At 45.4% G+C, this 23,017-nt stretch carries 26 protein-coding genes; 18 read left to right on the top strand and 8 right to left on the bottom strand.

The window, feature by feature from the left end; genetic code table 11:
* Window positions 1-7: 7 nt before the first annotated feature.
* Complete coding sequence (locus tag ACQKMP_RS04625; protein ID WP_042193599.1) at window positions 8-403, top strand: NusG domain II-containing protein; 396 nt, start codon at window positions 8-10, stop codon at window positions 401-403.
* On the opposite strand, the gene ACQKMP_RS04620 is transcribed toward ACQKMP_RS04625, so the two are convergent.
* The 3 genes from ACQKMP_RS04620 to ACQKMP_RS04610 form a co-directional block, all read right to left on the bottom strand.
* Window positions 396-1,271 carry a TIGR03943 family putative permease subunit gene (locus ACQKMP_RS04620; protein WP_427468894.1) on the bottom strand — a complete coding sequence of 292 codons (876 nt, stop codon included), beginning with the start codon at window positions 1,269-1,271 and terminating at the stop codon, window positions 396-398. The genes ACQKMP_RS04625 and ACQKMP_RS04620 overlap by 8 nt on opposite strands.
* Before the next feature lie 48 nt (window positions 1,272-1,319).
* Window positions 1,320-2,231 (bottom strand): permease, encoded by a 912-nt coding sequence (locus ACQKMP_RS04615; RefSeq protein WP_331281428.1) that lies wholly within the window; start codon window positions 2,229-2,231, stop codon window positions 1,320-1,322.
* Window positions 2,232-2,305: 74 nt separating this feature from the next.
* Window positions 2,306-3,334: a CobW family GTP-binding protein gene (locus ACQKMP_RS04610; RefSeq protein WP_042186776.1), complete on the bottom strand. Its 1,029-nt coding sequence runs from the start codon at window positions 3,332-3,334 to the stop codon at window positions 2,306-2,308.
* A gap of 199 nt (window positions 3,335-3,533) precedes the next feature.
* On the opposite strand from ACQKMP_RS04610, the gene rpmG reads away from it, so the two are divergent.
* From rpmG to ACQKMP_RS04590, 4 genes are all read left to right on the top strand, one after another.
* A complete protein-coding gene (rpmG, locus tag ACQKMP_RS04605; RefSeq protein ID WP_076283195.1) occupies window positions 3,534-3,683 on the top strand; it encodes a 50S ribosomal protein L33 in 150 nt (49 codons plus the stop codon).
* 50 nt (window positions 3,684-3,733) lie between these two features.
* Entirely contained in the window at window positions 3,734-4,945 is a 1,212-nt protein-coding gene (locus tag ACQKMP_RS04600) for a GTP-binding protein (protein ID WP_427468893.1), read from the top strand.
* Between the two features lie 120 nt (window positions 4,946-5,065).
* Window positions 5,066-5,491 carry a DUF6157 family protein gene (locus ACQKMP_RS04595; protein ID WP_081382746.1) on the top strand — a complete coding sequence of 142 codons (426 nt, stop codon included), beginning with the start codon at window positions 5,066-5,068 and terminating at the stop codon, window positions 5,489-5,491.
* A 15-nt stretch (window positions 5,492-5,506) separates the two neighbouring features.
* Window positions 5,507-6,247, top strand: a complete 741-nt coding sequence (locus ACQKMP_RS04590) for a GNAT family N-acetyltransferase (protein ID WP_427468892.1) — start codon at window positions 5,507-5,509, stop codon at window positions 6,245-6,247.
* A 58-nt stretch (window positions 6,248-6,305) separates the two neighbouring features.
* Here the strand turns inward: ACQKMP_RS04590 and ACQKMP_RS04585 are convergent, their stop codons facing one another.
* Together ACQKMP_RS04585 and ACQKMP_RS04580 are read right to left on the bottom strand one after the other, a co-directional pair.
* A complete protein-coding gene (locus ACQKMP_RS04585; RefSeq protein ID WP_042186783.1) occupies window positions 6,306-7,109 on the bottom strand; it encodes an MBL fold metallo-hydrolase in 804 nt (267 codons plus the stop codon).
* A gap of 147 nt (window positions 7,110-7,256) precedes the next feature.
* The gene (locus tag ACQKMP_RS04580; RefSeq protein WP_076283191.1) at window positions 7,257-7,841 is read right to left on the bottom strand and encodes a helix-turn-helix domain-containing protein; all 585 of its coding nucleotides are present in this window, start codon (window positions 7,839-7,841) and stop codon (window positions 7,257-7,259) included.
* 164 nt (window positions 7,842-8,005) lie between these two features.
* Here ACQKMP_RS04580 and ACQKMP_RS04575 point away from each other — a divergent pair, with 164 nt between their 5' ends.
* The 9 genes from ACQKMP_RS04575 (at window position 8,006) to ACQKMP_RS04535 (ending at window position 13,770) form a co-directional block, all read left to right on the top strand.
* The gene (locus ACQKMP_RS04575; RefSeq protein ID WP_042126253.1) at window positions 8,006-8,293 is read left to right on the top strand and encodes a Dabb family protein; all 288 of its coding nucleotides are present in this window, start codon (window positions 8,006-8,008) and stop codon (window positions 8,291-8,293) included.
* Between the two features lie 210 nt (window positions 8,294-8,503).
* Window positions 8,504-8,944, top strand: a complete 441-nt coding sequence (locus ACQKMP_RS04570) for a DUF86 domain-containing protein (RefSeq protein ID WP_042186787.1) — start codon at window positions 8,504-8,506, stop codon at window positions 8,942-8,944.
* A 59-nt stretch (window positions 8,945-9,003) separates the two neighbouring features.
* The gene (locus ACQKMP_RS04565; protein WP_042186789.1) at window positions 9,004-9,669 is read left to right on the top strand and encodes a helix-turn-helix transcriptional regulator; all 666 of its coding nucleotides are present in this window, start codon (window positions 9,004-9,006) and stop codon (window positions 9,667-9,669) included.
* A gap of 100 nt (window positions 9,670-9,769) precedes the next feature.
* Window positions 9,770-10,222, top strand: coding sequence for a YtxH domain-containing protein (locus ACQKMP_RS04560; RefSeq protein ID WP_052404235.1), 453 nt, complete (start codon window positions 9,770-9,772; stop codon window positions 10,220-10,222).
* 254 nt (window positions 10,223-10,476) lie between these two features.
* Window positions 10,477-11,283 (top strand): glutamate racemase, encoded by an 807-nt coding sequence (gene racE, locus ACQKMP_RS04555; RefSeq protein WP_042193608.1) that lies wholly within the window; start codon window positions 10,477-10,479, stop codon window positions 11,281-11,283.
* 207 nt (window positions 11,284-11,490) lie between these two features.
* Window positions 11,491-12,699: a M14 family zinc carboxypeptidase gene (locus ACQKMP_RS04550; protein WP_379422184.1), complete on the top strand. Its 1,209-nt coding sequence runs from the start codon at window positions 11,491-11,493 to the stop codon at window positions 12,697-12,699.
* 110 nt (window positions 12,700-12,809) lie between these two features.
* Window positions 12,810-13,061, top strand: a complete 252-nt coding sequence (locus tag ACQKMP_RS04545; protein WP_076283188.1) for a hypothetical protein — start codon at window positions 12,810-12,812, stop codon at window positions 13,059-13,061.
* A 125-nt stretch (window positions 13,062-13,186) separates the two neighbouring features.
* A complete protein-coding gene (locus ACQKMP_RS04540) occupies window positions 13,187-13,489 on the top strand; it encodes a HesB/IscA family protein (RefSeq protein WP_042126263.1) in 303 nt (100 codons plus the stop codon).
* Window positions 13,490-13,530: 41 nt separating this feature from the next.
* Window positions 13,531-13,770: a DUF1450 domain-containing protein gene (locus ACQKMP_RS04535; RefSeq protein ID WP_042126265.1), complete on the top strand. Its 240-nt coding sequence runs from the start codon at window positions 13,531-13,533 to the stop codon at window positions 13,768-13,770.
* An 86-nt stretch (window positions 13,771-13,856) separates the two neighbouring features.
* Here ACQKMP_RS04535 and ACQKMP_RS04530 read toward each other — a convergent pair whose 3' ends face one another.
* Entirely contained in the window at window positions 13,857-15,827 is a 1,971-nt protein-coding gene (locus ACQKMP_RS04530; RefSeq protein ID WP_427469211.1) for an LTA synthase family protein, read from the bottom strand.
* Window positions 15,828-16,030: 203 nt separating this feature from the next.
* Complete coding sequence (locus ACQKMP_RS04525) at window positions 16,031-17,170, bottom strand: THUMP domain-containing class I SAM-dependent RNA methyltransferase (RefSeq protein ID WP_042186795.1); 1,140 nt, start codon at window positions 17,168-17,170, stop codon at window positions 16,031-16,033.
* A 198-nt stretch (window positions 17,171-17,368) separates the two neighbouring features.
* Here ACQKMP_RS04525 and ACQKMP_RS04520 point away from each other — a divergent pair, with 198 nt between their 5' ends.
* Window positions 17,369-17,998, top strand: coding sequence for an O-methyltransferase (locus ACQKMP_RS04520; protein WP_427468891.1), 630 nt, complete (start codon window positions 17,369-17,371; stop codon window positions 17,996-17,998).
* A gap of 7 nt (window positions 17,999-18,005) precedes the next feature.
* On the opposite strand, the gene ACQKMP_RS04515 is transcribed toward ACQKMP_RS04520, so the two are convergent.
* The gene (locus ACQKMP_RS04515; protein WP_042126273.1) at window positions 18,006-19,226 is read right to left on the bottom strand and encodes an MFS transporter; all 1,221 of its coding nucleotides are present in this window, start codon (window positions 19,224-19,226) and stop codon (window positions 18,006-18,008) included.
* Between the two features lie 278 nt (window positions 19,227-19,504).
* Between ACQKMP_RS04515 and hemE the strand changes: the two genes are divergently transcribed.
* Genes hemE through hemG form a run of 3 tightly spaced genes read left to right on the top strand, consistent with a single transcriptional unit; the run spans window position 19,505 to window position 22,976 of the window.
* Window positions 19,505-20,566, top strand: a complete 1,062-nt coding sequence (hemE, locus tag ACQKMP_RS04510) for a uroporphyrinogen decarboxylase (RefSeq protein ID WP_427468890.1) — start codon at window positions 19,505-19,507, stop codon at window positions 20,564-20,566.
* A gap of 35 nt (window positions 20,567-20,601) precedes the next feature.
* Window positions 20,602-21,558, top strand: a complete 957-nt coding sequence (gene hemH / locus ACQKMP_RS04505) for a ferrochelatase (RefSeq protein ID WP_427468889.1) — start codon at window positions 20,602-20,604, stop codon at window positions 21,556-21,558.
* Entirely contained in the window at window positions 21,555-22,976 is a 1,422-nt protein-coding gene (gene hemG, locus ACQKMP_RS04500; protein WP_427468888.1) for a protoporphyrinogen oxidase, read from the top strand. The genes hemH and hemG overlap by 4 nt, the downstream gene beginning before the upstream one ends.
* The last annotated feature ends 41 nt before the right edge of the window (window positions 22,977-23,017 follow it).

Genomic DNA, 23,017 nt, shown 5'->3' with positions numbered 1-23,017 from the left:
GTTAAAGATGAAGCGTGGTGATTTTGTAATCATTTTTTTAGCTCTATTCGCAGCGGGTTTGATTTACGGAATCAAGTGGTGGGATACCCATAATGAACAGTATCAACAAGGCGATTTGAAAGCTGTAATTACGGTTGATGGTAAGGAATACAAGACCGTTTCTTTGACTAAAGAAGAGCAAATTATAGATATTCAATCGAAGTTTGGTCACAATACCTTAAAGGTATTTGATTACGGGATCCAAATGACATATTCTGACGCACCTTTGCGAATCGCTTTGGAAATGGGTTTTATTTCTAGGCCAAAGCAGCAAATCATCTGTATACCCGCCCGTATTATGGTTGAAGTATTTAACCCTAACGGATCTGTGGATGATGAGGATGAGCTGGACGCAATTATTTAGTAGGGTTGGCCGTATTCGTCAAAGCTTTCCATGCGGTTATGGAGTCAGCACTCGTGTAAATGTAGGGTGTTGTTGGTTGCGCGATAGGTGTAATTGCTTCTGCGCGTATTTGCATCATTTCTCGGCCTTTGTATTGCACAATTTGAAGCTTGCCCCGAACCTCTATCCAGGTATCAGTGGGCAAGCTTTTTAATTTGCCGGAATCAACCAACATCCCAAACGGAGTAGCATCGGCGGTACAGCACTGAACCAGAAATCTGCCAATGGCAAAAGCATTCTCTGGCGTTTCACTGTCATCGCGGTATAGAAAACCGGAAACGGAAATTTCTTTGCCTTCAAATTGTTGTTTATACATGTCAATAGCGCCTAGTGTTTCAGAAAAAATATCAGAATACACAGGGATAGTAGGCTGCCCATATAAGATCTTAGCTAGCTCGGTGAGCTCCTCATGATAAGGATCAATCGATTCGAATCTAACAGCGTTGGTAGTCTCTGATGGTAAAGAGGAGAACGAAATCCCCTTTTTACTAGCGGCCATACTTCCCAAGGCACGATCAGGAAGTGCAAATCCAAGCAGCAGTGGAAACAGGAATAATCCATAAAGCGCTGTACTTTTAAATATGGAATGTGGGAGGCGATGCTCGCAGTCACATAGCACATTTCCCTTACCAAATAAGGCTTGAATGGCCAAGCTGAGCGCCATTAGTGTCAGAGGAATCGGACATAACTGAACCCAGCGTGCTAGCTTAGGCGCTACATAATAATGCAAAGCGTCCTGCTGCACTAAATGCCCAATATAGAGAGCAAAGGCGAGCAGAATGACCGCCCTTAACAAATAGTGAAATCGGATGCTTCGAGAGTCATTCATGCGCTTCCTCCTAACAATGGGGTAAGCATCTGCTTGCCACCTCTATGATTACAGCCATAAGGACATGAGTACGGCTCCGATAAATACGCTCGAAAAGATAAGAAAGAACAAATAAAGAGCGAATTTGGTCTTAAACAGCGAGAGTAACATCAATGAATTTTTGAAATCTAACATCGGCCCAAATACCATAAAAGCGAGCAGTGCTCCTGCTGGAAAAGAATGTACAAAGGTGGAAGCTACAAAGGCATCTGAGGTGGAACAGAGCGAAAGCACAAATGCCAGGCCCATCATGAAAAAATAAGACCCGAGCGGCTTATCTCCGATCGCAGCCAAACTGTCCTGAACCATAAACGTCTGAATGCCAGCGGTCAATAGGCAGCCAATGATTAAGTATTTTCCCATCTCAAAAAATTCATCCGAGGTATGCACGAAGACGGCGGCTAACTTTCCTCCACGAGAATTATTATGATGAGTGTTATCGGTTTCCCACTGAACGCTAAGGCGTATCGGGGACTTTTTCACCGTTGCATAGATAATCAAGCCTATAATACAGGCGACTGCAAAAGCTAGACCCATCCGGGCATAGGCCAGTTCTGAGTGGTTGCGAAATGCCGTCAGTGTTGCTCCATAGACGACTGGATTTAGGATGGGCCCGGATAAAATAAACACGATCGCCACGTAGACAGGCATCCCCTTATGGATTAGTCGGCGGACGAGAGGGATCATTCCACATTCGCATACTGGAAAAATAATTCCGAGCAGGCAAGCGAATAAAATGGCCGGAAGCGCCTGCCGTGGAATCCAGCGGGAGATCATTTCATCTGGGATAAAGACCCGAAGCAGCGAGGATAATAAAGCTCCTGCTAACACAAACGGCAAGGCTTCTAGCAAAATCCCGATAAAGCCGGTTTTGAACGTGTCGATGTACGCGTTGTCTAGTAGCTCCAGGTGATTTGGCACCCATATAAAACCAATGATAATCAGGAATGAGATCGGCAGAAGCAGCGGCAGTAGTTTTAAAGGGGAAAGGGTAGTCAAGGTTCGAATAAGGTGGACCACCGATCTGCCAGCAGTTCCTCATCTAAATTTATCCCGATGAATACCACATAAGGCATTCCAGGGTAACGTGATGCCTCCCAGCTTGTACGCATTCCGGCATATTGGACAAGTTGAACCGGTTCCTGTTCGGACAAAAGGATATGGCCTTTGGCACGGAGCAGGTTGTCACCCCATTCTTGAAAGAAAGCCTCTAGCCGTTCTTTGGAAGGCATTATAGTCCCTGCTTGCGGAATGGTTAACGTGATGGCGGTCACTTGGGAAAAAGAAGCGTGGGGCTCTTCTTGCCGTTCTTTTACTGCTGTAGCTCCCTGTTCTGAATTCATTTGTTTAAGAGTTGCGCCTTTAAAGGTTTGAGGTGCTCGTTGTGGCGCGGGAGCGATGATTTTACGTGGGGTGATTCCTGATAATATCGGTGAAAGGTTGATTTCGCTGTAATGGGTATATACGATTTCAGCCTCTGTATTTTGTTTTCGGACACCTTTTTCAATTCGCCATAAGGTTTCAGGCTCTACAAGATCGCTCTTATTAACGACAATGAGATCAGCGGTGGACAGCTGCTTGCGAAGCGTACGAACCAGCTGTTTGTCAGAGGAGAGTCTGCTGTTATATTCCAAGGCGTTTTCTGCATCCAATAAGGTGATCGTAAAATGCAATTCGACCCTTTCTTGAAGAGCGGATTCTTGTAATGTTTTGGCGATTTCTTCCGGATTCGCGACGCCAGTAAGCTCGATATAAATAGCATCGGGGCGTCCTCTTAGCAGTACCAGTAGGCTGTCTGCCAAATCCTCTTTACGGCTACAGCATACACATCCGTCCAGTAGCTTAGTCACGGTTGCACCCGTATGCTCCTGCAGAATATACCCATCTACATCTCTCTTTCCCAGCTCATTCATAACTACGCCAGGGTTCAGACCCCTTACCTTGCTCTCTTTCAGCAGGGACAACAGCAGAGTTGTCTTCCCGCTCCCCAGAAACCCGCTCAAAATAATTACTGGTATCTTCATGATCTCCACTCCTGCCTGATTCTCTTGGAAATACAAGAATCATATTTTTATATTTCCATCTATACGTGATTTGTTCGCAAGAAAGACCACAAAATTAAGAGAGTTGGGATTTTTACAAGATCATAGTTGACAGATTGTGAATAAAACGTGTACGATATGTTAATCGTAATTATTACGATTTAAAAAAGGAGATGGAACAATGAGAGTAATCATTACTTTGGCATGCACGGAGACAGGAGATCGTAACTATACAACTACCAAGAATAAGCGAAATCACCCAGAACGTATGGAAATGAAGAAATATTGTCCACGTCTGAAAAGAGTTACATTACACCGCGAAACCCGGTAAGAGCTATAAATGCCAAACATAAATGCTAATCAATGATAGGAGTGATCGGAATGAAAAAAATCCCCGTTACGGTGCTAAGTGGCTACTTGGGCTCTGGAAAAACAACACTGCTAAATCATGTCTTGCACAACCGTGAAGGCTTGAAGGTTGCTGTTATCGTTAACGATATGAGTGAAGTGAATGTGGACGCCAACCTGGTGAAGTCAGGTAATGTGCTTTCTAGAACGGAAGAGAAATTAGTGGAAATGTCTAACGGATGTATCTGCTGTACACTCCGCGACGATTTGATTGTCGAAGTACAAAAGCTGGCAGCTGAAGGCCGTTTTGATTATATCCTCATTGAATCATCTGGCATTAGCGAGCCTGTTCCGGTGGCACAGACTTTTACTTATGCGAACCCAGAACTGGATATTGATTTGACTTCACTCGCTCAATTGGACACGATGGTGACCGTTGTGGATGCTGGCCGATTCTGGTATGACTTCTCTTCTGGTGATAGTCTGATCGATCGTAATCAAACGGCTGGTGAAGACGATTATCGCGATATTGTGGATTTGCTCATTGATCAGATCGAGACTTGTGATGTGTTATTGCTTAATAAGTGTGATCTGCTAGAAGAAGAAGAGCTTAACAAGCTTGAAGCTGTGCTTCGCAAACTTCAGCCGACAGCCAAGCTGATCTGTACGGTTAACGGAGTGGTAGATCCGAAGGAGATTCTTAATACTGGATTGTTTGATTTTGAAAAAACAAGCTTGTCCTCCGGTTGGATTACGGAGCTTAACAAGGAGACACATACGCCTGAGACGGAGGAATACGGAATATCTTCTTTTGTCTATCGCAGGAAAACACCCTTTCATCCGGAAAGGTTAAGCTTTTTCTTTAGTCATTGGCCGGAGGAAGTTGTCAGAGCGAAAGGGATTGTATGGGTTGCCGCAGAGGGTGATCTTGCAGCAAGTATCAGCCAGGCTGGACCCTCGATTCAGTTCGGACCTGCCGGCTACTGGCTAGCTACAATGCCTGAGGATCAGCAGCAGGAGGTATTGGAAAGCGAACCTGAAATGAAAGCCAAGTGGGACGAGCGGTGGGGCGATCGAATGAATGAAATCGTGTTTATCGGTGTTAGTATGGACTCAGCACAAATCGAAGCGAGATTGGATCGATGTTTGTTGACGAAAGATGAGTTGAAGCAGGATTGGACAACGTTTAATAATCCACTTCCGTGGCCTGTTGAAGAACTCCTTGCGGCAGTGGCTGAGGAATAGAAATTCAGATGAAAATCCGGAATCCAGGAGGTTGAGGTTCCGGATTTTTGCTGTGCAATTATAGTGACTATGAATTATCATAGAAGGAATATATTTCAATTAAAAATAGAGGTGATGCCCATGAGTTATACAAACACTTTCATACGTGTAGCAGAGGATTGTCCTGAGGAAACGGGAATACCGCCGATGTCTTGCCGTACACTCCCGCCTGCGCATGTGATTCAATATGAGCTGCTTATTAATGAGCCTTACAAATACAATCATGAAGAGCTTCTGTTTGAGGTTCATGTACGCCATAAACAAATTCCGCTAGAAGATCGTGTGACCCGTAGGGAAGAAATATGGAAGGAGCTATTCTCTAGAAACCATCCATGCCTGCGAGCCTCTCTACTTCCGAAGCGATTCGGCTGGGGTGTACATTACAACCATGAGGGGAAAATAGCCATTTATGGTAAGGAGTCTCCCGAATATGACTATTATATTTCGTATGCTGATGAAGCAGTGAAGCTGCTGCCAGCGATGCGTAACAAGCGGGAACATGGCTAATAAGGAGGAGATAACTTGTATAAAGCAATTGAAGAAATCACACTTAATACTTGGCCAGCGGAGCAGAGTGTTCTCCTGAATGGCTGGGTTCTGCGCACAGCAGCTGGATATACGAAAAGAGCTAATTCGGTCAATCCGTTATACGGAGAAAAAAGCTCTCTTGTGGATCTTACAAACCAAATTAAGCTTGCTGAGCAGTACTATAAGGATGCTGGATTAAAGCCAGTATTTAAAATAACGCCGTATATCCAGCCTGCGAACCTGGATGAGGCGCTAGCGGAGCGTGGTTACACAGTTGTCGAGCCATCATCTGTTAGGCTATTAGAACTGGAGAGATTAGCTACTCCTGATCTTCGATATGAGATACAAGTTCAGGAGAGCTTAACTGAAGAGTGGTTAAATGCATTTACAAAGCTCTCTGCGCTCTCAAAAGACAATCGGAGCACCTTAACTAGAATGTTATCCGCTTGTCTTTTGCAGCAGGGCTATATTCTGTTGTTTAACAATGGCGTTCCTACCGCTTGTGGTCTGGGTGTTATTCAGAACGGCTACATAGGTCTCTTTGATATTATCACTGCTTCCGATCAGCGTAGACAAGGTATGGCGGAACAACTGCTGCTTGCATTACTACATTGGGGCAAGACGCAGTGTGCAACAACCGCTTTTTTGCAGGTTGTACAAGCTAATACTGGAGCTTCAGCTTTGTACGACAAGCTCGGATTTAAGGAGATATATCAATATTGGTATAGAGTGTAGTCTTGAATGATGCGGGGGCGCATTGGCTATTTTAGCAAAATGGGACCCCGCAAGGAAATCACACGAACTTCCCTTGACCCGGCAACGCCATTTCCTTGAAATTCTTGCATAAATGAGCAAGCTGAGTAGATAATTTTTCACCCTCCATAGGCACCCCATGTCCAGAGAGAACGATATGAGGATCTAGCAACGCAAGTGTGCGGACCGACTTTTCCGCGTCTTCCCAGTCCGTCGTGAAATAAGAGGGTGGGCCGTGCACCACCTGATGCTGGGTAGCTACTGCGAATACGGACTCTTGTTTGACTGTAAGAAAGGTGTCACCAGCAATCAGTACCTTATCTTCTGGTCTGAATAGTGAAATATGTCCAGGACTATGTCCAGGTGTATGGATCCATTTCCAGCCCTTTGCTCCGGGGACGGTTCTGTCTTCGGGTAAAGGATGTATGGCTGATCCAAGGTCGATACCATGATGTGAAAATAATGAGGACACCATACTCATCAGCCCGCCGCCTACGGCCGGATCGGCTGGAGGATAATCCGCTTTACCTGTTAGATAAGGAAGCTCTAGTGGGTGAGCATACACGGGTACATTCCATTCCTCAATAAGCTTTTTCACACCCCCGATATGGTCGAAATGCCCATGAGTCAGGATAATTGCCACCGGAGGCTTCTCATACTTCTCCTTAGCATAATCTATAATTCTGTTTGTGTAAGAGCTAAGTCCCGTATCTACAATGATCCAGTCCGAATTGGGCTGGCCGATGAATGCGCAATTTACGAACATGGTTCGTAGTCCGATGACACCGGGGGCCACGTCCCAAGTATCGGTGTAGCCTTCAGATAGTATTCCGTCAAGTCTCATCTTACGCCTCCTGTTCCGTTCTTTAGTACTGAACAATGTACCTAAACAGTAGTATGACCCTTTTTTAAGAAAAAAATATGGCAAAAAACCCTTCTCCTAATTAAGGAAGAAGGGCTGGCCTTGAACTTATTAAGCGATAGGATCACATTAGAGCGTTCCGCAGTCTGCAAATAGAATATGTCGTGGAATTCGGAAGAAGGTTTCGGCTTTTTCCTGCAGAGCAGGGGTAGGCAGATGGCTGCTGTGCAGCCATTTTCGAAACGTCCCGGGATGAACACCTATCCAAATACTTACATCGGTTACGGAAAAATCGTAAACCATACAGAGGCCGGTTAGAATCACATTGCTGCGAGGCGAACTGGTAATACTTCTTTTCATAAATCGTGAAGGAGTTGGTTGACATACAATTGGACTCTGACGAATCAGTGCTTCATTGAACAAAATGTGGGGCGGGTACCCGAGTAGGCGGCAGGTCTTGTCAATGTTATTGTTGGAAGGGATACGACCTTCGTATACCCAGGCGCTTACGCTGCGAGAGGATATACCAAGATCTTCTGCGAGTCGTGAAAGTTTGATATCCTTAGCCATCAATACAGCAAGTAACACACGGTTTCTAATCTGGCTGCGCTTTGGACGGCGGAATCTTTTTACACGAACGCCTTGTCCAAGATATTTGCGGTTGATCAGAGACCACGCCTGGATATTATGAGTTTCTTGTTGGTTACTAGGCATAATTCCTCCGATTTTTTAAAAATATACTACAACACTTTCATATACATCGGCAATGGTTAATGCTGCTATTTCTGACATCACTTTTTAAGTTTCTTCCAGAACGCGTACGCTTATGATATATTTTTAATATCTAATTACAATATTACAACAGGGAGCGAGATAGAATGATCAAGCATATTGTTTTTTTTAAATTGAAGGACCGGTCCGAAGAAAGCGTTGCGGCAACGGTAGCCGTACTGCGAAATATGGAAGGTAAAATCCCGCAGCTCCTTTCGATTGAAGTGGGTGCTGATATCATTCATTCTGATCGATCCTTTGATATTGCTCTAGTTACGGTGGTAGCTTCACTGGATGATTTACAGGCTTATCAGGTTCATCCGGCGCATAAGGAAGTTATAGCTCATATTAATGAAGTTAAAGAACTTTCAATTGCTGTGGATTACGTAATCTAAGCGATCTGCTGATTAACAAGCATCATCATTTTATACCGGAAGCGGTGACAGGAATGCGTGAGCTCGAGTATCCGATGGAAGCGTTAACTTATTTGGTCGTTTTTCTTGCGGCATGTTTCATTATGTTCTTTTGGCTGAAACGCCGCGGCAAACGCGGTAAGTAGGGATAATGCAGATTTCTCTAACTATTTTTGACATGGGGGTATTGCTGTGTATTATGTCAACCGCAAACAAATCGAAACCATTCTTGCTCAAATCCCAGATATAACTACAGGTCTTCGGACTGTAACAGCTTCATGGGATGGCAATACTTTAACCGGACTAATACAAGAACGCTGCCTTCATCTGGCGATAGAGGTGGTTACGGACGTTGGTAGTTGTCTGATTGACGGCTTTATTATGCGTGATGCCGGAAGTTATGAGGATATCATTTCAATTATACATGAAGAAAAAGTACTAGGTAAAAGTGAGATCTACGAGCGATTAATAGAGCTTGTCGCACTTCGTAAGCCGCTCGTGCAGGATTATTTTGCCTGGGAAAGAGAAGCACTACACCCGCTCACACCAATCCTTTCAGAGGTGCTAGAGAAGTTTGCTGTTGAAGTAGGGAATTATTTGGATCAGGAACTTGGGTCCGGTGTAACGCTATAATAGCATAAGATAGAATCATATAAAATAGGCGGTAGCCGTGAAAGAGAGGGGGTTCCTTTATGATGAAGATGGGGCAGGAAAATGGATCGACAAGACACTTGATAATGACGCTCCTGAAGACGAAAGGACCACTGACCATCGGCGCGCTGGCAGAAGAATTGGGAATTACTGAGATGGGTGTCCGCCGTCATGTGCTTCAGCTGGAGCAGGAGGGACTTGCTAAGACAAAAGTGGTTCGGCAAGCGATGGGGCGGCCTTTACATATGTATTCTTTAACGGAGAAGTCCGAAGAGTATTTTCCAAAAAGTTATCATAATCTGGCTTTGGAGCTTTTGCGTGAATTGGATTATGGCAGTGGATTGGAAGCTGTTAATACATTGTTTGAGGGACGCCGTCGCCGGATGCTCACCCAGTATGCACCGATGATGGAACGCCGGAATTTGGAAGAGCGAGTAGCTGAGTTATCGTCGATCCAAAACGCTGGTGGATATATGGCGGAGTGGAACCGAGAAGAGGATGGTTCGTATGTCATAAAAGAATACAACTGCCCGATTCGCCAGGTGGCTACTCAGTATCGTAAAGCTTGTCAATGCGAGCATAGCCTATTTGAGGAATTGCTGGATGCTAAGGTTACACGAAGTGAATGTATGGCAGAAGGCGGACAATGCTGCCGATACGCAATTGCACCCAAAAATGTAACAGACAAAACTTCTGAAAAGTCGTAATAATTAGTCACAAGACAAACTCCTGCTGCTTATGATATAGCAGATATAGGCATTAGCCCGGTAGAGCGGGGAGCAATGAATTTAAAGGAGAGATGAAACGATGAAAAAGGACACAAAAGGTTTGTTATGGGGAGCTTTAGTCGGAAGTGTGGTTGGATCAGTGACAGCACTTCTGTTCGCGCCTAAGCCAGGTAAAGAGCTGCGCAAGGATATTGCGGAAGGAACAGCTGCTGGCATTGAAAAGGTGCAGGGAATTGCCGTGCAGGCTGGAGACAAGAGCGTTGAGCTGTATGACAAAGCTAAGGATTCTATAGGTCATGTAGTCCATGAGGTTCGCGAATGGAGCAAATCATGTTCGAATGCTGTAGAAGAAGATACTGCTACTGTAGCAGTAAGTGGAATTGCTACGGAAGAAACGATTCAAGAGGCAGCGGCCACTTTGGAAGAGGTAACGGAGTTAGAGGTATCGCCTGTAAATGAAGAAGTAAGCAGTGAAGAAGCTAGTCTTGAAGAAGCTCAGCTAGATGACAAGGACAATAACGAAATCGCATAATGAAACAGTGGATGGAGTGTTTGGTTTTACGGTCAAAAAGTACTTATTCTCTTTTAATAGAGCCGCTTTTTCGCATTGGGCGGAAGGTGGCTTTTTTATTTCATTCTTATAGACCTGTTAAATGATGGCAAAAGTCTTGGCTTGAACTAAGAGTCCAAAAGGAGTAATATCTGCAATTGGGGCTGAAAGTCAGGTACATTTTGTTTTCGGCTTACATAAGCTACACAAAACAAGTAGAAGGAAGCGGTGTGTTCGTGCAGCAAGCTATTGCAATATTAGACTCAGGTGTGGGAGGGCTAACAGTTGTCAAAGAAGTGATGAGGCAGCTCCCGCGGGAGAAAATCATTTATTTCGGAGATACGGCCCGAGCTCCGTACGGACCCCGTTCGACCGAGGAAGTAACACTGTTTACAGAACAAATTGTAGATTATTTGATCCAGTTTAATCCTAAAATGATTGTTATCGCTTGTAATACCGCAACAGCAGCGGCACTCGATTATATCTCAGCCAAGGTCTCTATTCCTGTCATTGGGGTGATTCATCCCGGAGCCCGTGCTGCAATTAGCGCGACCAAAAGCGGACATGTCGGCGTGATCGGTACAATAGGAACCATCGGCAGCGGGGCTTATACTAACGCACTAAAGCAGCTGTCTCCTTTTGTTGAGGTTGTAAGTCAAGCCTGCCCGGCGCTTGTCCCACTCGTTGAGCAAGGCATGTTCCGCTCAGAGAAAAGTTATGAAATTGTAGAGCAGGCATTGGAAGGCATTAAAGATAATAACATCGATACTTTAATTTTAGGATGCACTCATTACCCATTTCTTGTTGAGCCTATTGGAGAGACCATGGGACCGGGAGTCAAACTGATCAGTTCCGCAGATGAGACAGCTCGTGAGATCAGCACGATTTTATACGATAAAGGCAAGCTGTCCATCGGGGATGAAAGTCCAATTCATCAGTTCTTCTGCAGTGGTGATGCTGAAATGTTTCAGCGAATTGCCCGAGACTGGCTTGGAGAACAAATTAAACGCACCCCAGTAGTATGGCAAGTATCCACGTTATAAGCAGAGCAATGTTGAATTGAATAGGGACAAACTCTACGGAGTGAAAGATAAAATAGGCTGGGAAGCATAATTCCCAGCCTATTTTCTTGTGATTCATTTCTCCTTCATGCAGGGTAGTGGCTCTTGCATACAATAGAGTTAAGTGCTGTTTGCTGCTATTTTTGTATCCACCGTATCAGCAATTTAAGGCCGAGAGGATGAGACCTAATGCGACAATATATTGCAAGCAGGGGAGATACCGTAAGCCGAATTGCCGCCCTGCATGGATTAACCCCTGAGCATGTCATTCAAGGCAATCCATGGGTTGGGAGACAGTCTTATTTATATCCGGGTCAGGTTTTATTCCTGCCGTCTTCGCCGCGTAAAAGGTATGCGGTGCAGGAAGGGGACGATCTTGAACGCATAACCTCATTATTCAATGTGAGTTTAGATGATTTGGAGAAGCTTAATCCAGGTGTGTCCTCAGGGCGCTTTTGTACACCGGGAAAAGTGCTCGTCATTCCGCCTCCGATTCCAGAGCGAGTGGTATTCTTACGTGGAGAGTACGGTCCGGTTGATGTTGAGAACGATATCAGCAGCCTGATTGCACAATATCCTTTTATTCAAGCATATCCAATTGGCAACAGTGTGCTCGGCAAGCCAATTCATGTGCTTAAAATAGGCAATGGAACCCGCCATTTGCATGTTAATGCGGCTCTACATGCTAATGAATGGCTGACCTCGCCTTGCCTGATGTCGTTCATAGAAGAGTATGCAGCAGCTTATGCTAAAGGTTTGGCATGGAATGGTCATCGTCCAGAGGAATGGTACAATAATTGGACCCTATGGGCTGTACCCATGGCTAACCCTGACGGCGTGGAGTTAGTGCAGGAGGGCGTTTTACCAGGCCACCCTTATTATGAGGACCTTATGAAATGGAACGGGGGACGGCGGAGTTTTCGCCATTGGAAGGCCAATATACGCGGTGTGGATCTCGGGGATCAGTTCCCTGCTCATTGGGAAGAGGAACGGGAACGACGTGGTGTAACCCTGCCCTCTCCACGTGATTACAGTGGTCCTGAGGCGTTAAGTGAACCTGAGGCAGCAGCTCTAGCGGTACTTGCTGAGAACGCGCCCGGAGAAGCTGCAGTGTCTTTGCATAGCCAAGGAGGAGAGATCTACTGGAATTACCGGGGATATGAGCCTCCCGAAAGCCGCGAATTAGCAACACGATTGGCCGCTGCGAGCAGCTATCGTGCAGTCGAATTAACTGGCAGCGATGCCGGGTATAAGGATTGGTTCATCCAGACCTTTCGCAAACCAGGATTTACAGTTGAGCTGGGGATCGGCAAAAATCCGTTGCCACTGGCAGATTTTGAGGATATGGCGCTAGAAACGGGTCTAATTTTGGGAACGATACTATCCAATGTGAAATAATTATGAAACAATTACAGTAAACTTGCGTAACATAAACCATAGGGTATGGCCGCTGTCGTCACTACACGTTATCCGCGGCTGTATCCTTTTTACTTGGGAGGAGGGTCACTATGAAACTGAAAAAACTGCTGTCACTGAAACAATGGTCTACTATCTTCAGTAGTTCCTGGCGATATGTGATCTCCCCTAAAGTCGCAATAGGGGACAAGCTTTTATTCACAATCCCAGTGCTGCTCTATTGGGTGTTGCCGGATTTTATGCCTTTTTTACCGATCGATGATATTGGTGTGACGATGCTTCTTATGGGCTGGTTCGTGTCACGGATGGGACGAAAATACCCGGCACTTCAGGCCGGAAAATGAGGCAGTGAAGTGAGATCTACCTCGGATTGTGTATCTAATTTGTTAATATAGTTGCTTTTAGATATCAATTACCTTTAAAATAGGTAATTGAGTATTTAATTTAAGTACTAGGAGATGGATGATAGATGAAGGTCAAAATTACCCGCAATGCGGCTAAAGTGATAAAGAAACAAATGGAACTTGAAGGAAACAGCGAGTTGAAGCTTCGCGTAGCGATTACGCATGCTCACGGTGATCATGCTCACTACGGACTGGATTTGGACACGCCTAATGAGAATGATGTTGTAGTCTCGACAGATAAAGAAATCGATGTTATTCTTGATCCGAATCAACCGCTCCTTGATGGTGTGGTCGTTGATTATTTATATCTTCCTGAAGAAGGTTTTGTTATTACTAATCCGTCTAAAGGTAATCACGGCGATCACTAAACGTTTCGCCTTAAATTTGGGACATAAAGAAGGGTTGCTCCATGGCTAACGATATACAAGTGTGCGATGAATGTAATTTTATGAAATTGAAGAGTATCATACCCAAACTGCAAAAGATGGCGCCTGATGCAGAGATCAAGGTCGGCTGTAAGTCGTACTGTGGTCCATGTGGCAAACGGGCCTTTGTATATGTTAATGGTCGTTATGTGAGTGCTCCAACAGAGGAAGAAGTGTTGAAGAAGGTAGAAGCTTTTATCAAGCAACCGGCCGTTCAGAAATAATACAGAGGTCTTATCCATCAACTTAAAAAGCCCTAAACCCGTGTTGATGACGGAGTTTAGGGCTTTTTGTTTTATAAATGAAGTTTTTATGGTGCAGATTCTTCCTTTCGAAGCATCTGGATGCCATCGTATTTCATGATATCGTCTGAGATTTGCAGTCGTTGCTTACTTGTCTCGAACCCGGTACTGCACCCCGCAACGTCAATGGCTTCGCGGCTGTCGAGGCTATAACAGGTGCCGCTGTTGAATTGTCCATTTTCACTTGGAAGATAGGAGCGCTTCGCATCGGCAAAGGCACCGGTTCGCAGTGTCACAAGTCGCTCTTTGCCACTGAACAGATTATTACCCATGAGATAATAAGGATCTTGTGAGATTCCAAGCAGATGGAGTAAGGAAGGTGTGAGATCCAATTGACCAGCCGGATTAGAATCAATCACCGAGGTGTTATTACCCGGCAGATGAATGAGTAATGGAACTTGATGCATGATTTGATGCATGTCGAGCTTACTTAAGCTTTTACCAAGAAATTGTTCGTAATAAGAGGTTTCTTGGATAGAGTTATCATGATCACCATAAAAGGCAAGGATCGTGTTATCCCACAACCCACGCTGCTTCATATCCCTCACCAATTCACCTAGAGCTTCATCTGTATAATGAACAGCCTGCAAATAATCTCCGAAGATGGTACCTTTAAACTCCCCGGTATCAAGCCCTTGCTTAGCCGCAGGGAGAGAATATGGGTGATGACTAGATAGTGTAGTCAAAAAAGAGTAAAAGGGCTTCTGGATCGATTCTACAGAATCCATAATATTTAGGGACTGCCGCAGGAATGATTTATCTCCCAATGACCAGCCTAGGGGCTCGTCGATCTTAAAGTCTTTTTTGCTATAAAAATGGTCATACCCCATCGCCTTATACATAATCTGCCGATTCCAGAAGCTTCCTTCATACGCATGGAAGGCATTGCTGCTATAGCCCTTGGACTTCAAAATGGCAGGTAACGTGTCAAATTGATGATCCGGGTAACGGACAAATACTGAGCCGGAGACCAGCGGATACAGTGAACCATTCGAGGCGAAATCCGCATCGGAGGTTCGTCCTTGTGAGGTCTGATGATAGTAATTACTGAAGTAGGTATTCTCTTTGATTAGAGCGTTCAAATTAGGTGTGACCTCTTGTCCATTGATCGATCGTCCCACTACAAAATTCATAAAAGCTTCGGCCTGAATAACAACGATGTTGCTTCCGCTGTATTTTCCAAAGCTGTCGTTAAGAGCACTTTGCTCAGCATTGTGTTCATTGAACCAGAGCTTCATGGAGCTGGCTTCCTTTTGTGAAAGCTCAGGCTGCGGGCCTAAATGATCTTTGGCATACAAGTAAATATCATAACCGTGAAATCCAATGAGTCCAGTAACGTTATACATCGCCAAGCTCCACCAGTTACCAGTGAATAAACCCTTGGCCCACGTAGTGGCGTAAGAGTGGATAGGGCCAAAGGTCAGAATACAGCCTAATATCAATGCAACGACTCCGTTAACGCTCCGTCTTAGTCCTCTCATTAAGCGTGAAGAGGGACGAAAATGACTTGTGCGAGCATAATAGGAAGGCTGTCCATTATTATAGGCAGGCGTGTTCCGACGGAATAACACTACCCAAATGGTGTAAACCAGAAATATCAGCCAATCCGCGAACAAGTAGAGATCAGAGGGACGGAGTAGTGCAAAGATACTTCCGCCAAGTGCATCCATCTGTCCGGCTTGAAAAAGAACGGGAACGGTGATGAAATCCTGAAAGTAGCGATAGTAGACAATATCAGAATAAATAAGTAATGTCAGGAGCACGTTTATGATTATCAAGGCTATGGTTTGTCCACGTCGGGGGAGCCATAACACCCAAAATGATAACAGCATAACTGAACCGAGAGCAATGAGCTTGTCGAGACGGTTCATATCAATATTAGGAGCATGCAGGCCGCTGTGAAGAAACATTAGCTTAGCGAGCATAAGGACAAGAAAAAGGATGTAACCAATATAACGGGAGCGGACAATGGTGATCATTCTATCCGTTATGGATGAGCTGCTCCTACTAAATGGATCTCGTGACACGTTAAAGCCTCCTAGCGCAGAAGTTGAGTATGTAAGAAGAAACGGACACCGTCCTCAATCGAGGTAGATGTCCGTTCTTATATTTCTCGCATAAACGCTTACCGTCCTTTTAAGGACGCCGAAGGCGTTTATGCTTGGCGTAATTGTCTTCCGAATTATTTTGGATTTCTAGGTGGAAGTGGACCCAAGTATTGATAATATTGACACTCAATACGTCCGTTATACAACTTGCGACGCTTGTCCGCTTTACGGCCGTAATATTGTTCGAATTCCTTATAAGGACTAATTGCAAAGAATGACCAAGTCGGTAGATACAGCATCATTTCACCAAACTGGCGAGTCAGCTTCTCCACCTCTTTATCATTACTGATCCGTTCACCATATGGCGGGTTGGTAATGATACAGCCGTATTCGCCTTGGGGTCTTGCTTTGGCGGCAGCCATCACGGTGAAGGTTATTTCTCCGGATAGGCCGGCGCTTTTAGCAGCGGCTTCAGCAATTTCTATAGCAGCAGGATCGATATCCGTGCCGGTTAGCTGCAATGGATAATCGTCTCGTACGGCATCGAAAGCTTCTTCGCGAGCTTCTTCCCACAGATGCTTAGGGATGACTGGCCAATGTTCTGAAGGGAAGGAACGCCGTAGTCCCGGTGCGATATTCCAAGCGATCATCGCGGCTTCGATCAACAATGTTCCCGAACCACAACATGGATCATATAGCGGACGGTGGCCATTCCAGCGGCTAAGCTGGATTAAAGCGGCTGCCATCGTTTCCTTCAGTGGCGCTTCTGTAGCCTGTCTGCGGTATCCGCGTTTGTGAAGAGCAGGTCCGGTGGTGTCTAGCGTGATAAGCGCGATATCGTTTAACAGAATCACTTCGATCACATATCGAGGTCCGTTCTCTGGGAACCAGTCCGTATGATAGGAGAGCTTCAGCTTCTCGACGATAGCTTTTTTGACAATCCCTTGGGAAGCGGGTACACTCGTTAGTTGTGATTTATGGGATCGTCCTTCAACCGGAAATTCTCCATTCTCGGGAATCCAGTCTTCCCAAGGCAGCGCTTTAACACCCTCAAATAACTCATCGAAGGTTTTAGCGGGGAATTGACCCATTTTTACTAATACGCGGTCGGATGTACGCAGCCATAAATTACAGCGACAGATGTCGATATAATCACCACTGAACAATACACGACCATTCTCGACCGTGGTCTCATAACCCAGTTCGTTTAATTCGCGCGCTACTACAGCTTCTAATCCCATAGGGGCAGTAGCGATTAATTGTAATTTGCTCAAATACTCTCAACTCCGTTTAACTTGTAGATAAATACAAAAAGCCAGTACAATAAGAAAAGCCAATACCATAAGAAAAGCATCCATACAAGTATAGGGGAATGCGGGACACTTCACAATGCCCGGCATTCCATAAACCATAAAATCTTCCCCGTCATCCCTTCATTCGAGAAAACGGGGGATCATCAAAGGAGAATCTTTATGCTTACCCAAGAAGAATACAGTGAACAACTTTATACCGAGGACGAAATCCTGCTTCAGGTAAAAGAAGCTATCGTCCAAGCGGGGATGCCGGAGGTGTCTGTCGAGCCGGGGTACGGAAGACTACTCACTATGCTTGTTAGACTGTCTCGCTCCACGCGTATTTTGGAGATTGGCGCACTTGGCGGCTACAGCGGGATTTGCTTATCTCGCGGCTTTACTGAAGGTGGCAAGCTGACTTCACTAGAGCTGAGGGCCGATTATGCCGAGCTTGCTCGCCGTAATTTAGAACTGGCCGGATTCGGGGATTCTACGGAATATAGAATCGGACCCGCGATGGACAGCCTGAAGGCACTGAACGAAGAGGGAGCTAAGTTCGATTTCTTCTTTATCGACGCAGACAAGATTAACTATACCAATTACTTGGAATATGCCATCAAGATGGCTAATCCAGGCGCGATTATTGCTGGTGATAATATCTTTCTCCGCGGACGGACGCTAAATACAGATCGAAATGGACCTGCCATTCTGGCTGTACGGCATTTCAATGAAATGATCGCCACCGATGACCGTCTGATCAGCACTTGTCTGCCAGCCTATGATGGACTGGCGTTGGCAATGGTGAAATAGCAGAAAATTAGCGAAATAGCCGTGGCGGAGTAGCTTTGTATAGCTTTACCCGGACCCATACGGTGTTCAACAGCAACAAGCTTCCGGAGATGATAAACAGTCCCTCAATACCAATATAACCAGATAGAAAGCCGCCTATGATAGCTCCCAGCATATTGCCCAGTGACAATGTGCTGCCGTTGAAGCCGAATGCGCGGCTTTCTTTCCCGTCAGGGGTATAAGACCGGATAAGCGCATTAACGCTGGGCAATAGGCCGCCCATAAAAATCCCCATGAGAAAACGGACAATAATTAGCTGCCACACGCTAGTAACGAATGCTTGCGGAATCAGGAATAGCGAGGCCCCGATTAACGCGTAGGTCAGAATGCGGTGTGCGCCGACTTTATCACTCAGCTTGCCGAGCAAGGGGGAAGCCAGCATGTTGGAGATCCCTGTAACTGCGCTGACCATTCCGGCTAAAAAGGCTATATTCTCAGCAGGCCCATTTAACTTTTCAACATACAGTGGCAGCAAGGCCATGGGGCTGATCATTGCAAATTGCAGCAAAAAGGTTACACCAAACAGCGCCGGGAGCTGAGGGATCTTGATCAATTCCTTCAAGCCTTCCATTACTGACACCTGTGGCTCCTGTGCGGCTTCTGCACGATCAAATTTCTCTTTAACGAGAAATAATGCCAGCAGAGAGGCGATGAAGAGCAAGGCGCCAACGACATAAAAGATCGGACGAAATCCGATTAAATCAGCAAGAAAACCACCAATAAGTGGTCCAAGGATGGTACCTGCAACAGAACCCGACTGCATCAGCCCCATCGAAAATCCCATACGTGCTTTCGGAGTAGTACCCGAAACGAGTGCGATGGAAGCGGGATTGAAGCCGGAGATTGTACCGTTTAGCAGTCGCAGTAAAAGCAGCTGCATAGGGGATTGTGCGAAGCCCATCAACACCATAACGATAGCCATGCCAAAGCTGGAGCGCAGGAGCATGATTTTACGTCCATATTTGTCAGCAAGTTTTCCCCATAGTGGCTGGAAAATGAAAGAAGTTAAAAAGTTTGCGGCAAAAATAAGGCCCGCCCAAATTCCAATTTCATGCTCACCCTGAACTCCAAGATCCTTAGCAAGATACAAGGTCAGGAACGGTGTAATCATCGTCATTCCGGCATTTACCAAGAATTGTCCGAACCAAAGCACTAAGAGGTTGACCTTCCATGTCTCCCATTTCTTCAAAGTGCTTTCACTTCCTTTCAAAGAATTTCAGAAAATAAATGATTCACAGAAAAATAGACATTTTATCAGTATATCATTTTTTTAGCTTCAAAAGTGCAATACATGTCATAGTAATGTCATAGGATTGTCATTCCACGATCTTCGTTTTGCTTGTTACAACCTTTTAAAAAGGGCATAATAGTAAGTATGCCGATCAAGCATAAACGCCATCGGCGTCCTTATTAGGACGGTAAGCGTTTATTTTAAAAAATCTTATAAAATATAATGGAGATCTTATCATGACCTACAACGACACTTTTATCCGCGCCTGCAGAAAGCAGGATACGGAGCACGTTCCCGTATGGTACATGCGGCAGGCCGGCCGTTATGATCCCGAGTACCGTAAAATCAAGGAAAAGTACTCATTGCTTGAAATCTGCAAACAGCCTGAGTTGGCGGCTGAAGTAACCTTGATGCCTGTGCGTAAGCTAGGTGTGGACGCGGCCATTTTGTATTCAGACATTATGAATCCGGTCGCTTCTATCGGTGTGAAATTTGATATCGTCAAAGATATTGGCCCTGTGATCGAGAATCCGATTCGCTCTGCAGCAGATGTCGAGAGACTGAAGCCCATTGATGTTGAAGGCGATCTCGGACATATTTTGGAGACGATTGCTATTCTGGATAAGGAGCTGGACGTGCCCTTGATTACTTTCGCAGGCGCACCGTTTACAATTGCCAGCTATCTGATCGAAGGCAGACCTTCCAAAGGATATATTCGGACTAAAGAGCTAATGTACAGTGAACCCCGTGTCTGGGAAATGTTAATGGACAAGCTCGGCGATATGATTATCGCTTACCTCCGCAGTCACGTGCGTAGTGGTGGAAAAGCGTTTCAATTGTTCGACAGCTGGGTCGGTGCCCTTGCGCCTCGCGATTTTGAAAAGTATGTGTTACCGACGGTTTCTCGTATTTTTTCCGAATTATCCGATCTTGATGTACCGAAAATATACTTTCCTGGCGTAAGCTCTGGCGAATTGCTACCGAGTCTTACGAAGCTTCAAGCGGATGTAATCGGGGTGGACTGGCGTGTGAGCTTGTCCGAAGGTCGCCGCAGAACCGGTGGGAAATTTGCGATTCAAGGCAACCTGGATCCGTATTTACTTACAGCGCCGATGGACGTCTTGAAGGAGCAAGCGAAAGCGTTAATTGATGAAGGGGTACAAGAGCCGGGATATATCTTCAATCTGGGTCACGGCTTATTCCCGGAGGCTTCTTTAGATAAGCTTAGAGAATTAACGGTATATATTCACGAATATTCACAGGAAGTATTGAAAGAATCAGCCAAACTGCGTTCTTAAAAATAGCCTATTAAATCTATAAGGGGATGGAATCCGTGACAGCAAAAATAGGTGTTCTCGTCATGTCGTATGGCACTCCTAAAAGCTTAGAAGACGTTGAAGCATATTACACTCATATTCGGCGAGGTAATCCGCCGACAGCGGAGCAGCTTAAAGAATTAACAGATCGCTATGAAGCGATCGTCGGGGGTGTATTCCCGCTGCGGGAGAACACAGACCGTCAAGTAGCTGCATTACAGGCAGCATTAAACGCGGATAAAGCTGGGGCGGATGTTGAATTTGTCTGCTATCAGGGTTTGAAGCATGCCTATCCGTTTATTGAGGACGGCGTCGAGGCTATGGCGAAGGACGGCATTACCCAAGCGGTTGGTGTTGTGCTTGCCCCTCACTATTCAAGCATGAGCGTGGGTGGCTACATTAAACGTGCTCAGGAAAAGGCTGATGCATGTAAAATCAACATGGGTTTTGTGGAGAGCTACCATATGCACCCAGTATTGATCGATGTTCTAGGCCGGAGAGTAACTGCGAAAATAGATCAATATATCGAAGCAGGCGCTACTCGCGATGAGATAAGGGTATTATTTAGCGCGCATAGTCTTCCAGAGCGTATTCTAGCTATGGGCGATCCTTATAAAGATCAACTATTGGAGACCTCAAAGGCTATTGCAGATCAAGCGGGGATAACCAATTGGCAGTTTACGTGGCAAAGCGCAGGACGGACAGCTGAACCATGGCTTGGACCAGATATTCTGGATACACTTCAGCAGCTTAGCAAGGAACAGGTAGAGTATGTTCTAGTGGCACCGATCGGGTTCGTATCCGATCATTTAGAAGTGCTGTATGACCTTGATATCGAGGCAACAGCCGTAGCTTCAGAGCTGGATATGCGTCTTATGCGGATTGAATCATTAAACAGCGATCCTGCGTACATGTCCGTATTGAGCGATGTTGTTCGTACAAGACTGAATCAAATGTCGGCCGGTCAGTCATGACTGGTCCCTCTAGGCGAATTGTTATCATAGGCGGTGGGCTGAGTGGACTCAGCGCCGCCTTTTACATTCGTAAGTTTTACAAAGAAGCTGGTGTGAAACCTGATATTGTACTGCTAGAGAAAGACAAGACTCTTGGCGGGAAGATCGAAACATTGCACCGGGATGGATTTGTGATTGAGAAGGGTCCGGATTCTTTTTTAGCTAGCAAAACAGAGATGATTGAATTGGCTAAGGAATTAGAGCTAGATCACGAGCTGGTGAACACAGATCCAAAGGCAGAGAAGACCTATATACTACAGCGTGACAAGCTTCATCCTATGCCTTCCGGTCTTGTGCTTGGAATTCCTACTGAACTAAAGCCATTTCTATCAAGTGCTCTGGTTTCATTCGGTGGCAAAATACGCGCGCTGATGGACTTGATCCTTCCTCCTAAGCGGAGTAATGACGATGAATCCCTCGGACAGCTGATTGAGCGACGTTTAGGTACTGAAGTGATGGAGAATTTGACCGAACCGCTATTAGCCGGTATGTATGCTGGGGATTTACGCAAAGTCAGCCTACAGGCTACCTTTCCGCAATTTGGAGAAGTAGAGCGGCAGTATGGTGGTCTTATTCGTGGAATCATTAAAGAACAGAATTCCTCCAAGACAAATACGAGCACAAAGAACAGCACTTTTCTGACATTTCGAAAAGGACTACAAAGTCTCGTGCATGGCTTGATTCATGAACTGCATGATGTAGAACAGCGAACTGAAGCTGCGGTGGTCTCTATACATGCTACAGGAACTAATGCTTCTCGTTATGAGCTAGAACTGGAAAGTGGCGAACGGCTGCTTGCGGATGAAATATATATCACCACACCAAATTCTTTTACTGCCGAACTTTTGCGTCCACATGTGGATGTTTCAGCACTCGATGCGGTAACTTATGTATCGGTTGCGAACTTAGTCATGGCCTTCGACAAGAAGGATATCGAAATTGATGATGCTGGAGCAGGTTTTCTTGTGCCACGTAAGGAAGGGCGCAATATTACTGCCTGTACATGGACGTCAACGAAGTGGCCGCATACGAGTCCAGATGATAAAGTACTTATGCGCTGTCATGTAGGCCGTTCCGGAGATGAGCAGAATGTTCACCTTCCAGATGAGGCTCTTACGGAGCTAGTGAGTAAGGATTTACGAGAGATCATGGGCATTACAGCGAAACCTATATTTACGGAAATTACTCGTTCGGAACATTCGATGCCACAGTATCCTGTTGGACATCTTGACAATCTTTCTAAATTCCATAGGGAGCTTGAGACCACACTTCCTGGGATATATGTCTTTGGAGCTGGATATGATGGAGTGGCAATGCCCGATTGTGTTAAGCAGGCTAAGCTTACAGCACAAAGCGCTGCAAAGCGTATATCGAATTAATTGTTCATTTACGGGAGATCTAGAATTATATAATGAACGGT

The organism is Paenibacillus sp. NPDC101420 (assembly GCF_050277435.1).
In the GTDB taxonomy this organism is placed as follows: Bacteria; Bacillota; Bacilli; order Paenibacillales; family Paenibacillaceae; genus Paenibacillus_AQ.
Note: the sequence above shows the minus strand (reverse complement) of the source record. Positions and strands in the feature narration are given on the sequence as shown.

Bases quoted from the DNA above. Each gene is read 5' to 3' on its own strand.
- ACQKMP_RS04625 (WP_042193599.1), top strand. From the start codon at position 8: ATGAAGCGTGGTGATTTTGTAATCATTTTTTTAGCTCTATTCGCAGCG.
- ACQKMP_RS04620 (WP_427468894.1), bottom strand. From the start codon at position 1,271: ATGAATGACTCTCGAAGCATCCGATTTCACTATTTGTTAAGGGCGGTC.
- ACQKMP_RS04610 (WP_042186776.1), bottom strand. From the start codon at position 3,334: ATGAAGATACCAGTAATTATTTTGAGCGGGTTTCTGGGGAGCGGGAAG.
- rpmG (WP_076283195.1), top strand. From the start codon at position 3,534: ATGAGAGTAATCATTACTTTGGCATGCACGGAGACAGGAGATCGTAAC.
- ACQKMP_RS04600 (WP_427468893.1), top strand. From the start codon at position 3,734: ATGAAAAAAATCCCCGTTACGGTGCTAAGTGGCTACTTGGGCTCTGGA.
- ACQKMP_RS04595 (WP_081382746.1), top strand. From the start codon at position 5,066: ATGAGTTATACAAACACTTTCATACGTGTAGCAGAGGATTGTCCTGAG.
- ACQKMP_RS04585 (WP_042186783.1), bottom strand. From the start codon at position 7,109: ATGAGACTTGACGGAATACTATCTGAAGGCTACACCGATACTTGGGAC.
- ACQKMP_RS04580 (WP_076283191.1), bottom strand. From the start codon at position 7,841: ATGCCTAGTAACCAACAAGAAACTCATAATATCCAGGCGTGGTCTCTG.
- ACQKMP_RS04575 (WP_042126253.1), top strand. From the start codon at position 8,006: ATGATCAAGCATATTGTTTTTTTTAAATTGAAGGACCGGTCCGAAGAA.
- ACQKMP_RS04565 (WP_042186789.1), top strand. From the start codon at position 9,004: ATGATGAAGATGGGGCAGGAAAATGGATCGACAAGACACTTGATAATG.
- ACQKMP_RS04560 (WP_052404235.1), top strand. From the start codon at position 9,770: ATGAAAAAGGACACAAAAGGTTTGTTATGGGGAGCTTTAGTCGGAAGT.
- ACQKMP_RS04550 (WP_379422184.1), top strand. From the start codon at position 11,491: ATGCGACAATATATTGCAAGCAGGGGAGATACCGTAAGCCGAATTGCC.
- ACQKMP_RS04545 (WP_076283188.1), top strand. From the start codon at position 12,810: ATGAAACTGAAAAAACTGCTGTCACTGAAACAATGGTCTACTATCTTC.
- ACQKMP_RS04540 (WP_042126263.1), top strand. From the start codon at position 13,187: ATGAAGGTCAAAATTACCCGCAATGCGGCTAAAGTGATAAAGAAACAA.
- ACQKMP_RS04535 (WP_042126265.1), top strand. From the start codon at position 13,531: ATGGCTAACGATATACAAGTGTGCGATGAATGTAATTTTATGAAATTG.
- ACQKMP_RS04530 (WP_427469211.1), bottom strand. From the start codon at position 15,827: ATGATCACCATTGTCCGCTCCCGTTATATTGGTTACATCCTTTTTCTT.
- ACQKMP_RS04520 (WP_427468891.1), top strand. From the start codon at position 17,369: ATGCTTACCCAAGAAGAATACAGTGAACAACTTTATACCGAGGACGAA.
- hemE (WP_427468890.1), top strand. From the start codon at position 19,505: ATGACCTACAACGACACTTTTATCCGCGCCTGCAGAAAGCAGGATACG.
- hemG (WP_427468888.1), top strand. From the start codon at position 21,555: ATGACTGGTCCCTCTAGGCGAATTGTTATCATAGGCGGTGGGCTGAGT.